Source organism: Gardnerella greenwoodii 00703Dmash, assembly GCF_000263635.1.
Taxonomy (GTDB): Bacteria; Actinomycetota; Actinomycetes; order Actinomycetales; family Bifidobacteriaceae; genus Bifidobacterium; species Bifidobacterium greenwoodii.
Window position 1 is genome coordinate 15,609 of record NZ_ADEV01000004.1, and the last position, 12,560, is coordinate 28,168.

Here is a 12,560-nt window from a genome sequence, read left to right on the forward strand (position 1 = left end):
CATAAATAATCTAATAAAGCCTTTTATTTATGGTGCATAGTAAGTAAATAGTGTTGCGGTGTGCGTTAATTCGCATGCCGCAATGCTAATAATTGCTTAAAGCTTTAAAGGAGAAGCAAAGATGGCAGAAGTTATTATTGTAAAAGATCAGGATGAAGCTGGCGAGCTCTACGCAAAAGCAGTTGTAGATTTGATTAGTCGCAAGACAGACGCAGTACTTGGCCTGGCTACAGGGTCTAGCCCATTAAAAGCCTACGAGCATCTTGCAAAGCTTGTTAAAGAAAATAATGTTGACGTTAGTCGCGTGCGCGGATTTGCGCTTGACGAGTACATTGGATTGCCATTAGAGCACGAACAGTCCTACCACAGCACAATCCGCAGAACCGTAACCGACTTAATCGGCCTAAACCCAGATTTAGTGCACGTTCCAGGAGATGTTCTTAACGGAGCGCCATTAAGCGAAGGCAGCAAGATTGCGCACGCTGGAGCTGACTACGACGCTGCTATTGCTGCTGCTGGTGGAATCGACGTGCAAATCTTGGGAATTGGCTCCGACGGCCACGTTGGATTCAACGAGCCGGGATCTTCGCTTGCGTCTGGAACGCGCGTAAAAACCTTAACTGAGCAGACTCGTGTAGATAACCGCCGATTCTTCGACGGAGATATTAACCAGGTTCCAACTCACTGCATAACCCAAGGAATTGGAACGATTTTGCGCGCTAAGCATCTTGTTCTTCTTGCGTTCGGCTCAAATAAGGCAGATGCTGTAGCTGCAACGCTAGAAGGCGGAGTAAGCTCGCTATGCCCAGCTTCCGCGCTTCAAATGCATCCACACGCAACCGTGATTATAGACGAAGCGGCAGCAAGCAAGCTTAAGTTGGCAGACTACTATCGTTGGGTGTACACAAATAAGCCATCTTGGCAGGGAATCTGATAGATCCGATACCTCTGATAGATAAGTCTAAAATTAAGTAACGTATTCAAAAGCACAAACGCAGGTGGGTTAAATGTCAAAAAATGCATACTTAGATGCCGTAAATAAGATTGATGATTCACTAAAATCAAACGAGGGACGCAGTTTTGTAGTGCGAAACGTTAGCGTTGTAGACGCGCGCGGGATTGTTCCTAACGCTTGGATTTTGGTTAAAGATGGCGTGATTTTAGAAACGGGCATTTTAGACGAAGACCTTGCGCTGGCGATTAATGCTTGCGGCTTGCGCGCATCTGACTTAAATGTTGTAGACGGCGGTGGCTATTTTGCTGCGCCAGGCTATATTGATTTGCACGCTCATGGAGCCTGGGAACATTCGTTTGACGACGGTGCCGAAGGGATTGCCATTGCGCGCGCGTATCACATGCTTCACGGAACAACTAGGCAAGTTCTTAGCTTGATTACAAATCCTCTTGACGTAATGCAAGAGAATTTGCGCACCGTTAAGCGCGTTATGCAAACGCGACCAGATGTGCTTGGTTCGCATTTGGAAGGACCATTTTTGGCGCTTTCTCGAAAAGGCGCGCACGACCCTAATTGCCTAGTGGACCCTACTCCCGAGCGCGTTGAGGCGCTGCTTGAGGCGGCGGATGGCACTTTGCGCCAGATTACTTTGGCTCCAGAGCGCGCACACGGCATGGAAGCCATTAAGCGTTTTGTGAAAGCTGGCGTGATTCCAGCAGTAGGCCATTGCGACGCAGACTATAACACTGCTCGCGCCGCGTTTAATGCAGGTTCCACGCTTATGACTCACATGTTTAACGCTATGAACGGCATTCATCACCGAAAGCCAGGCCCAATTCCTGCAGCCTTGGAAGATCCGCGCGTAACGATTGAGCTTATTAACGACGGCTTCCACGTTGAAAACCCAGTTTTGCGAATGGCGTTTAAGGCGGCGGCTGGAAGGATTGCGTTTGTAACAGACGCTATGGCCGCCACCGGTTGCGCGGATGGCTCTTATAAGCTTGGAGCACTTGACGTTCAGGTTACAGACGGTCATGCAAGGCTTGTTTCTAATGGCGCTATAGCGGGGTCTACTTTAACGTTGGACGTTGCGATTAAGCGCGCTGTTAAAGAGCTTGGCATTGGCTTGCCGGCGGCAATTGCGGCTGCAACTCTCGTTCCAGCCCGCGCTCTTGGGGTAGATAAGCAGAATGGTATAACTAACGCGCCTTTGGGCTTGGTTGAAAAGGGTTACGCAGCCGACTTACTTTTGCTTAATTCTGGGACTTTGGCCGTCGAGCACGTTTGGCTAGAAGGCCATAAAATTTCGTAACGGAAATCGTGTCGTTGCGATTAATCGTGATGCTGTAGTACTCAGGCATCACCATTGAAGATGGAAGAACCGCTCTCTAAACTAGAGCGGTTCTTCCATTTTATAGAATGTATGTGCTTCAGCGCTTTTGCAGTCTATTAAGCAAAATCGACTGAATTGGCTCGTAATGGCTATTTACAGCCTGCCTATATCCGTCTGCGTCTCCCGCAATAGCAGTTTTAAGCATAAGTTCATGCGCTCTAGCGGTTTTTTCAAGCTCGTCCGAAACTTCCAGCCCCAATTGTGGCAAAACAGCCATATGCACAAGCCACAAGCATCGCACAAATTGCTCTGCAATCGTATTGTTTACCGCGCGCAAAATGCCCGTGTGGAAAGCAATGTCTTGTTCCAAGAACGTTTTTCCAGCATGCGCCTCTTTTGTCATTGTTTCCGAAAGCGCTTCCAGCTCTGGATGCTGCGTTCCCTTAAGCGACTCAACAACTTTATCCGCGCATCCAAGGTCTAGGAATTTGCGCATTTCTACAACGTTACTCAAGTCTTCAAAATTCTTATTAATGGAGATTAAGGAGCGAAAAGCGAGTGTTTCCACCATTGGGTCCAAAGATAGCGAGCCAACAAACATGCCTTTCCCTTGCTTAACTTCCACAATGTTAAGTGCTTCCAGCTTGCGAATCGCCTCGCGCACCGATGACCTTGATGCGCCAATCAAATTGCATAGCATTGGCTCAGTTGGCAGCATGTCTTTTGGTTGCAAACGTTCTCTTAAAATAAGCGATCTGATTGCATCCATCGTTTCGTCGCAACGTTTTCTTGCAACAATCGGAGCGGAGTTAGAGCTTGCTTGCAATAACGATAAGCGGTCTAGTGTTGTCATCTCATCGTCTTCGCAGCTGCTAAATGTCTCTTCCATTTTGGCTCCTTTCAGTTCGCATGAGTCTTCTCTCTTTTATTTCTTCCATTTTTTCGTTTTTGTGTACTTTGTTTTTGAAACCTGTTTGCAAACTATCTTGCCGACAAAGCGAGGAATCTATTGCTGTTATATAAATTCCAGTAGTCTCTTTTTCCCACAGTAGTTGCAAATTGTGTTTATTGCTAGAGGTAAGGCATTGATAAACGTGGTGGAATGGGTTTATGCACACATTTTTTTGCCACGTTTTGCCGCCGTCGAAGCTAAATCGCACAACTCCGCGGCCGCGGTACGGCATCATTTGGCTTGCGTTTGCAAATGCTATGCAGTCTGCGTTTTGCGCGTTTTCGCCGCTGAAGCAGGTTGCGCTCGGCTGGCTGAATATCTCGGGCAAGCTTTGGTCAAAAATCAGCTCGCTCCACGTTTCGCCGCAATCGTGACTAATGGCCTTGCCTACGCAGCCCGAGCGATTTTGATTGCGGAAGAACGCCAGAATATCGCCATTTTTGCGCTCTACAAACACGGTTTCGGAGCTTGTTGCATCGTCGTCTTGCATTGTTGCGGGATCTACGATTTTGCCGCCCATTAATCGCCCTTCGTTAATCATTTTGCCTCGGCGCCACGTTTCGCCGTCGTCGTCCGAAATAAGCGCTCCCGAAGAATAGTGCGATTTGCTTTGGCCGCTGCAATAAAATGGCACGAGTATTCTGCCGTAATGTTTTTCGCTATGCCTAATAATAATTCCGTTCCCTGGGCATACTCCAGCGAAGCTCATCCACGGTTCTTTAACCATGTGGTCAATTAAGCGTGGTGCGCTCCACGTTTCGCCGTCGTCGTCCGAGTAGATTTGCGCTATGTAGCAAGTTTTTTCGGCGAATAATGGCTGACTTTCGCTTGCAATTTCTGGCGATTTCCATATGTCCCACGTGGAACTGTCGCAAGTTTGATTATTGTGCAATCCGCTGCTCAGGTCTCCGCTCAAATCGCCATTTTTTATGCTTCCATCTGGGTAAATTAGCCAGTTTGTTGCGCATTCTTTTTCGCTAGAATTGCATGGCAATTTTACGGCTGCGCTTGCGTCCATTGCCGCCGCGTAGTGGCCACCTAAGCGGTCTATAAGCTTGATTCTTCCGCATGCGTCTACGCCTACAGCTGTTTTGCAATTTGTTAGCCCAATTCCGCCAGGATTAATGTCAATTAATACGTTGATTCTTTCGCTTTTGCCTTCTGGGTCTAAAACAGGGCAGGAGTCGATTGCGCTGGCGCCCAGTTTTCCAAGGTTTTTGCCAGGCATGTTGATTACGGTTTGCAAAGGCCCCCACGTTTTGCCGCCGTCCGCAGACCTGCGAATCACAAAGTTTATGTGATTTGGAGCGTCGTTCGAAACGCTTGTTCGCTGGTCTGCTCCCGCGATTAGCGTTCCCATGCGCGTTTTTACAAGCGACGGTATTCTGTAGCTGCGAGAGCCTGCGTAGCCTGTGTCGAATAATGCAGTTGTTACAAGCGGTTTTACTCTTGATATTCTTTGGATTTGGCCTTCACTTAGCGCACTAAAGTAGATTCCGCCCGTTCTAGCTTCGCCCATTAATCGCACTCCGCGCAGGTTTTCGCCAATGCTTACGGCGTTTAATCCCGTTATGTTTGCAAACCAGAATTGTCCTATGTTGTGCGACTGGCTGTATCCGTCTACGTAAATGTCGATTGCTCCGCGATTTGCGCGAATAATCAAGTCGTGCCATTCGCCGTCGTCAACACTTGCGGCTGCTTCGATTACGCTTTTTACGCACGTTTCGCTGTCGATTAGCGTGATTTTTATGCCTTCTGGCCCTGCATACACGCTTATTTTTTCGCTAGATTCTAGATTAGTTTTCGTTCCAACAGTTCCGGCTGCAAAAAGCACTCCGTGTTGGCCTGGCCCGCGCAGCCTAAATTGAATGTGCAGCGTTCCGCTGGACTTGCAAGATACGCGTTTTATGTCTCTTGCGCAAATCGTAGCTCCTGCAAACCATATGTCTGGCTGTGCTTGAGTGGCCGAATTTGCGATTTCTTCTGGATTTGGCAAGTGGTTTGAGTAGTAAAAGTCGTAGATTTGCGAAGATTCTGCCTGTACTGCACACACTTCGGCCGCTTTTTCGCTCACTCTTTGCGGTCCAAGATTCGTTGCGCTCGCAAAGCACTGGTATCCGTCTAAATAAAATCGGCTCCCAAAACTTCCGTACGTTATTGCAAAATCGTGTTCGCGCCCATCGCATGCGCCTAGCGCATCTTCCATGTGCAGTGCAATTTCTTTTGCACCGTTTGCGTCGGCGTTATCTTCTAAAAGATTTTGCGCACTAAGCAGGGGAGCATCTTCTTTAATACTTATTTTTATTATTGGAGTTGCGTGCTCTTGATGCGTGGAAGCTTGCGATTTTTGCGCGGGCTTAATATTCAATAAATCGCAATCCGCATTTGCTACAAATTTGAACCCTATTATTCCTTCGTTTTGATTCCCGCGATTCCCGCGATTCCCGCTATTTTCGCTAGCTGCCGTAATTTTTATTGTGGTATGATTGAATCGCGTGTGTGCCGAACCCCAGATATTGGCAATTTCTTCACCCAGGTTCGTCGTCTTCGTTGAACGACGTTCCATTTTAGTCCTCCATGACCGTAAAAATTAAAACACCAATGTTTTAACACATCTGACGTCTTACGACGTTCACTATTCAGTCTATCACACATTTTTAAGCAAATGCACAATTATTACACATGATGTTGCAGCCGTTGCCACAAAATAAAAAAGAACGTTGAAAAATCAACGTTCTTAAAGAGTGCGAACGGCGGGACTTGAACCCGCACGAGTATACACTCACTGCCACCTGAAGACAGCGCGTCTACCATTCCGCCACGTTCGCATACAAAGTGCAAGGCTATCATATTTGATATAAATTCGCAATGTTTAGCCTAGCATTTTGTGGTCAAAACTGCTCTCAGCCTTTAGAACCGTTTTCGTAATAGTGCGCAAGAGTCTCATCGCGGAACTCTTCAAAATATCCGCCGTCAATAGAAGCTCGGATATCGTCGAGCAGCTTCACAAAGAAACGCTCGTTGTGAATTGTTGCAAGCGTAAATCCGTTCATTTCACTAGCGCGCAACAAATGATCCACATACATTCTGGAATAATGAGTGCAAGTGTAGCAATCGCAGCCTTCTTCAAGCGGACGCTGATCATGCTTAAACTCTGCGCGCTTAACGTTATAACGCCCATGGCGAGTAAAAATTGCTCCGTTTCTTCCGCATCGAGCCGGAGCAACACAGTCGAAAGTATCTCCGCCGTTTTCAACGCAAGCAAAAATATCATCCACGGCTGCAATACCAAGCACGTGGCGTGGGCGATTTTCCGGCATAGCATCGCAAATCCAAGCGCAAGTATCACCAATAATTCGCTTCTCAATAGCGCCACCAATGCCAACGCCATCAAAATCTAAAGAAGCAATCTGCTCGGCCGCATGCCTACGCAAATCCTCATAATTCGCGCCCTGCACAACGCCATATAACGCTTGATACGGCTTGCCTACACGCTCCTTAGTTAAACGCTGATGCTCTGCAACACAACGCTTTGCCCAGCGGAAAGTGCGCTCTACAGATTCCTCTTGATATCGGCGAGTATTCATCAAAGTAGTAAGCTCGTCGAAAGAAAACATAATATCCGCACCAAGCTTATGCTGAATTCCCATAGAAATTTCGGCACTAAAACGGTGCTTTGCTCCGTTAAGAGGAGACTTAAAAGTTACGCCGTCCTCGTCAACAAAAGCCATACGCTCTTTTCCAGCTGCAATAACATCGTCTGACTTCATGCCAGTAACATCCATTGCAAGCGTCTTTTTAAAACCAGCGCCGAGAGATAGAACCTGAAAACCGCCAGAGTCTGTGAAAGTTGGCTTATCCCAGTTCATAAACTTTCCTAAACCGCCAGCCTCATCAAGAACATCCGCGCCCGGACGCTCATACAAGTGAAAAGCGTTTGAAAGCATGCATTGCGCACCTAAATCTTTAATGCTTTCCGGCAATACAGCTTTCATTGCAGCTTGAGTTGCAACAGGCACGAAAGCTGGAGTTTGAATATCTCCGTGAGGAGTGTGTATTACGCCAGTGCGCCCGTAGCGAGCGCCGTCACGACCTTTACCTTCAGCAGTATTAGAAAGTCGCGTTTTGTTTGTAAACGAAAATTCTTTGCGGTCACCAGGCTTCCCAGGCTCAGCTCCGCGTGGATGTTCAAGAAGACTTGTCATAACCTTTACTTTATTAGAAGGCATGACGATAGCATTAAATAAATTTAATAGTGCATAAATAAGAAGATGGTTTATGATGGTGTATCAAGAGTCTTTTTTAAGGAGGATGAATGGCTGACGATTTGTATGGTACCAATCAGCAGGAATCCAATAACAATGTAAATACTGAGGCTATTGCGCAGCAACAAGGCCCGCAGAGCCCGCAAAATCAGCAGGATCAGCAGGATCAGCAAGCTGCGCAAGCTCAGCAGGATTCGCAGAACACACAGCCGCAACAAAACTCGCAGCCGCGTACTGCTCAGAATGTTCAAGCTTATAGTCCTGCGCCAGAGTTCGGCGCATACGGACCTGTGAACAATAGGGAAACAGCAAGTCAGCCTGTAGTAAACCAACCTAGCGCAAATTATCCTAACGCGAATATGCCTAACGCTAATGCGGCACCTTCCTCATATGTTGGGCCACAAAATCCTTATGCCCCTTCAGCAAATACTCCTAATGCGTTCGGGAATCCATACGAATCTAACGAAAACACTAGCCACACAAATGGCGATAATGTTAATCAAAATGCGCAGCAAAATCTTCCTCCAGTGTTCAATAGCACAAATGAAGGAGACCACAGCGAAACAAGCGCAGTAAATAAAGGCGAAAAGTTTGTTAATCTTCAGGAAAATAACAACACTCCGCCTGTTATGATTGCTATTTTATCTGCAGTAATTTCAGCAATAGTTTGTGTTGTTGTAATGACTTTCGTAGTTTCGCAAGGCCTTATTGCAATTCCACAAGGAAGCTCCTTAGAAAGCGTCGGTTCAAAAGCATCTGGTCCTGGAACCGCAATAGTTAAAGGCGCACAATCTCCTGATTGGCGTGGAGTAGCTCGTCAAGTTTCTGGCTCTGTAATTTCTATTCAAACGCGCTTAGCCAAGGGAATGGGCAAAGGTTCAGGCGTAATAATTGATTCTAAAGGATACGCAGTTACGAATAATCACGTAATTGCAGACGCAAAACAAATTCAAGTTACGCTTTCTAACGGCCAAATATATTCTGCAACTTTAGTTGGAGCAGATAAAACAACAGATTTGGCTGTTCTTAAGCTTGATAATCCGCCAAAAAATTTGAAAACTGCACAATTTGCAAATTCAGATTTGCTTGCTGTTGGTGAAGCAGTTATGGCTATTGGCAACCCGCTAGGCTACGACGATACTGCTACAACAGGTATTGTTTCAGCGTTAAATCGTCCAGTATCTGTTATGGACGATCAAAGCCGTTCAGAAATCGTAACTAATGCTGTACAAATCGATGCCGCTATCAATCCAGGAAATTCTGGCGGACCAACTTTTAACGCGGCAGGCCAAATTATTGGCATAAACTCTTCTATTGCAGCCACTTCTACTCAAGGCGGAACAGCAGGCTCGATTGGTATTGGTTTTGCAATACCAGCAAACTTGGTAAAGCGAGTAGTTTCAGAAATTATTAAAAATGGTTCTGTTAAGCACGTTGCTTTGGGAATTATGATTAAAAGTGTTGCCGTGGAATCAAATGGTATTACTCGCAGCGGCGCTCAAATTGTTTCTGTAAATCAAGGAACTCCGGCAGCTAAGGCAGGACTTAAAGCTGGAGACACCATTGTGGCGTTTGACGATAAACCTGTTGCTAATAATTACGCTCTACTTGGTTACGTTCGAGCAACAGCGTTTAACAATAAGGCTACACTTACTGTAGTTCGCGGCGGAAACACTCTTAAATTGACTGTTACGTTCAACCAAGAAGAAGCTGCTGTTAGCGGAATGAATCGTAAAGAAAAGACGCTGAAGAATAATAAAAAGAATTCTCGAAATCGTGGTAATAAATCCGATGACGATGACGACGATTTACAGCAGCGTGACGATAGTGACGGAGATGACGGCGGCATCTTTGATCCGTTCGGATTCTGGTAAATTAAATAACGCCTGCAAATATTTAAGGCCATAATAAGTACGCCCCAACAGTAAGATGCATCTTGCGATTATCTTACAATTGGGGCGTATTTGTTTATTTATTCACGCTACTTTTTGCGCTCGTATACAGTTACTGTTCCTTCGGAAACATTCGATTTGAAAGAGGATTTAGTTTTAGCAATAACATGCGCCGTGTAATGCTCAATATTGTAGTCCAATGCAACAAAGTAGTACCACGGTTCGCTTGATTCGGTTACAAAGAATTGAGGTTCTTTTTTAGCCTTGCAAGCTGATATTTCACCCCACGCTTGAGACTCAGAAGGACGTTCATTAGTAATAAACGAACTGTTTTTATAACTGCAATCAATAAGATTCTTCGCAAAATAAGGGTTTGCTGTAATAAGCTGCCAAGAATACTGGTGAACATCTTCAAATTCTGGAGAAATAGTATTACCGTTACTATCTAATTTTTCTTCTTTATGAAGCCAAGATGTTACAAAACGCTTATTTTCTGCGTGATTTCTCTGAATGAATTGCGCAAGAGCGCGAGAACCTGAGTAGTCGAATCTAATATCATTAACGCAAGCAAATATATTCCAAATCAAACTTGGCGCCAACAAAATAACAATAATAGATTGAGTAAATGCACACTTATTACTTAACTTATTTGCAAGCGTAATATCAAAATTAAGCGGCTTATTAGCAACACACATCCACAGTTGCGCAATAAAGAATACGAATACGATTCCTGCATGATGCAAAGTAAAATATTGCGTTGCAATAATAGCAAAAGTCAAATAAGGAAGAATAAGAGATACCAACATTTTCCTACGTTTTGCAATACAAATAGCAAAAGCCCAAATCAGTATTGAAATAAGAACGCAAATAATAGTTGGCAATATTCCTAAAGACATTCTTCTCAAAGAAACGTCTCCAGCGAATGCTGTAAACATGCTTTCTGACGGAACTACGAAAATAAAATACAAGAATTGAATAAGATGAGAATTTCCGCTAAAAGTTGCGCGAGAACCAAATGCGTTAGCAGCAGGCCAAATGCAGGCAATGCTTGCAAAACCAACAAAAGCAAGTAAAATCCAGCCAAGCAAACGATTTATATTAGAAAATATTTCACAAACAGCATTCTTAATTCCAGCTATCTGTACGCTTCGCACAACCCAAGCCAAGGCAAAACCTGCAGCAATAGCAATTCCATAAGAGCTAATCGCACACATTAACACAAGACTTAGCACAAGTTTCCAAGTATTAGATGGCTTAGAATCCGCATATTTCCAATAATGTGCAACCATTAGCAAAGAAACACATAGCAATGCGTAAGGGCGTGCAGTAACTCCGTATTGGAAGCAAATAAAATAAGTAAATGGCAGAAGCGCAATAGTAAGGCGATTAAAAGGAGCGCGGAAAATCAGCCATCCTCCTAGAAGAGCAGCGCACAAAAACTGCACGCCTTTAAGACCAATTTCGTACGGAACACCTGTTTTTGCAGGGATTGAAAGAAGAAGCGTCCAAAGTGGCGGATGTCCTTCGTAATGCGGACGAAGAGTTAACAAATCAGCAAACGAAGAATCACGCGCAATAAGCCAACTCTGCGCTTCGTCAAACCACGGTTCATGGAAGTACATAACTACTGCAACAACAGCCATGTATGCAATAAAACTAAGCGCGCGCGCATGCTTTACAATCCATAGTTTATTTGTTGTTTTCGGAGTATTTGTATTTGCAGTACTCGTATTCGTAATAGTATTTTCGTTCATAAATGTTTTATTTTCTTCTATAGTATTTTCACTAATATGCATATTTCTATTTAATTATTTCTTTCAAAATTGCGTCAGTACTAAACTTCAGCAAATAAAAGCCCCAACCAAATAAAATCACGCTAACACCGTAACAATACAGTGCAAGCGTGATTTTAAAGTTTGAAATTTTTTTAGTTTTGATTCAATGCAGCCAAACGACGAGCGTTAGCCACAGCATACAAGCTGATTCCAGCCGCAACCGAGGCGTTAAGAGATTCAACCGCGCTAGAAATTGGGATTCCAGCAATAGCATCACAAACTTCACGAGTTAGTCTGCTCATGCCCTTACCTTCAGAGCCAAGAACCACAACCAGCGGATCAGTTTCAAAACCAGTTTCGCCAACGAGCTTATCTCCGCCACCGTCAAGACCAATCGCATACCAGCCGCGTTCGCGCAAACCTTGAATAGCCTTATTCAAATTAACAACTCTAGCAACTGGCAAATGCGCCGCAGCTCCAGCCGAAACCTTCCAAGCTGCTGCAGTTACGGAAGCGCTTCTACGCTCAGGCAAAATCACACCGTTAGCTCCGAATGCTGCCGCAGAACGAATAACAGCGCCCAAATTTTGCGGATCCGTCACACCGTCTAAAGCAATAAACAGAGGACGAGCATTAATTCGAGCGGCTGCAGAATCGGCGGCTTCCATTGCGCGAGACTTCTTTTCTGCACGCTCAACCAATTCCTGCAAAGAGTAATACTGGTAAGGCTGAACTTTCAAAATAATGCCCTGATGGTTGCTAGAACGCGCAATTCTATCCATTTCCAAGCGGTCAGCTTCCAGCAGACGCAAGCCCTTAACTCCAGCAAGTTTTACAATTTCGCGAGTGCGATCATCATGTTCGATTCGGCTTGCAACGTACAACTGTAAACTTGGAACTCCAACTCTAAGAGCTTCAAGAACAGCATTACGGCCAATAACCAACTCATCCGAATCAGAAGCGAACTTATCTACCCTTCGCCTTGCAGCTAAACGCGGATCAGCGAAAGTGCGCTTTATAGCAGCTTTCTTAGCGAAATAAGCCTTATGATATACGCGATCTTCAGCCTTTGGCGTAGGCCCTTTGCCTCGCAATGCATTGCGATGTTTTCCACCCGACCCCTTGGTCGGTCCTTTTTTCGTAGTCATACCTCTATTCTCACATGCCCCCGAGGCATTGAGTTTGCAATAAGCAGCATTAACTTTTAATAAATATCAATAAATTTTATTAATTTTACATACTTCTTTTTAGGTTCGCGCACTTATTGGCGCGTTATATGACATAATAGAACGGTACTTATTTATTGCAGGAAGCTTTTAGAAAAGTGCGAATAACTGCTTTTTAAAAGTGACGCAATATTCCACAACCGCGCAATAGTTACAGTGCTG

At 45.0% G+C, this 12,560-nt stretch carries 8 protein-coding genes and 1 tRNA gene; 3 read left to right on the forward strand and 6 right to left on the reverse strand.

The genetic code is table 11. The annotated features are described in order from the left end of the window. Window positions 1-121: 121 nt before the first annotated feature. Complete coding sequence (gene nagB / locus NG78_RS05285; RefSeq protein WP_004133829.1) at window positions 122-934, forward strand: glucosamine-6-phosphate deaminase; 813 nt, start codon at window positions 122-124, stop codon at window positions 932-934. Between the two features lie 73 nt (window positions 935-1,007). Then, window positions 1,008-2,267 (forward strand): N-acetylglucosamine-6-phosphate deacetylase, encoded by a 1,260-nt coding sequence (gene nagA / locus NG78_RS05280; RefSeq protein WP_004133830.1) that lies wholly within the window; start codon window positions 1,008-1,010, stop codon window positions 2,265-2,267. A gap of 118 nt (window positions 2,268-2,385) precedes the next feature. Here the strand turns inward: nagA and NG78_RS05275 are convergent, their stop codons facing one another. The 4 genes from NG78_RS05275 to tgt all read right to left on the reverse strand — a co-directional run bounded on the left by NG78_RS05275 (window position 2,386) and on the right by tgt (window position 7,469). Next, window positions 2,386-3,177, reverse strand: a complete 792-nt coding sequence (locus NG78_RS05275) for a FadR/GntR family transcriptional regulator (protein WP_004126698.1) — start codon at window positions 3,175-3,177, stop codon at window positions 2,386-2,388. Next, window positions 3,161-5,806: a sialidase family protein gene (locus NG78_RS05270; protein ID WP_004133831.1), complete on the reverse strand. Its 2,646-nt coding sequence runs from the start codon at window positions 5,804-5,806 to the stop codon at window positions 3,161-3,163. Before NG78_RS05270 ends, NG78_RS05275 begins: the two co-directional genes overlap by 17 nt. A 179-nt stretch (window positions 5,807-5,985) precedes the next feature. Then, window positions 5,986-6,068, reverse strand: a tRNA-Leu gene (locus NG78_RS05265). 75 nt (window positions 6,069-6,143) lie between these two features. Then, window positions 6,144-7,469, reverse strand: coding sequence for a tRNA guanosine(34) transglycosylase Tgt (gene tgt, locus NG78_RS05260; RefSeq protein WP_004133834.1), 1,326 nt, complete (start codon window positions 7,467-7,469; stop codon window positions 6,144-6,146). 86 nt (window positions 7,470-7,555) lie between these two features. Between tgt and NG78_RS05255 the strand changes: the two genes are divergently transcribed. Further along, window positions 7,556-9,379, forward strand: coding sequence for a S1C family serine protease (locus NG78_RS05255; protein WP_004133837.1), 1,824 nt, complete (start codon window positions 7,556-7,558; stop codon window positions 9,377-9,379). A 107-nt stretch (window positions 9,380-9,486) separates the two neighbouring features. Here the strand turns inward: NG78_RS05255 and NG78_RS05250 are convergent, their stop codons facing one another. Continuing rightward, on the reverse strand, window positions 9,487-11,193 hold the full coding sequence (locus NG78_RS05250; protein WP_004126686.1) for a hypothetical protein: 1,707 nt from the start codon (window positions 11,191-11,193) through the stop codon (window positions 9,487-9,489). Window positions 11,194-11,324: 131 nt separating this feature from the next. After that, on the reverse strand, window positions 11,325-12,320 hold the full coding sequence (gene rlmB, locus NG78_RS05245) for a 23S rRNA (guanosine(2251)-2'-O)-methyltransferase RlmB (protein WP_004133839.1): 996 nt from the start codon (window positions 12,318-12,320) through the stop codon (window positions 11,325-11,327). Window positions 12,321-12,560 lie beyond the last annotated feature (240 nt).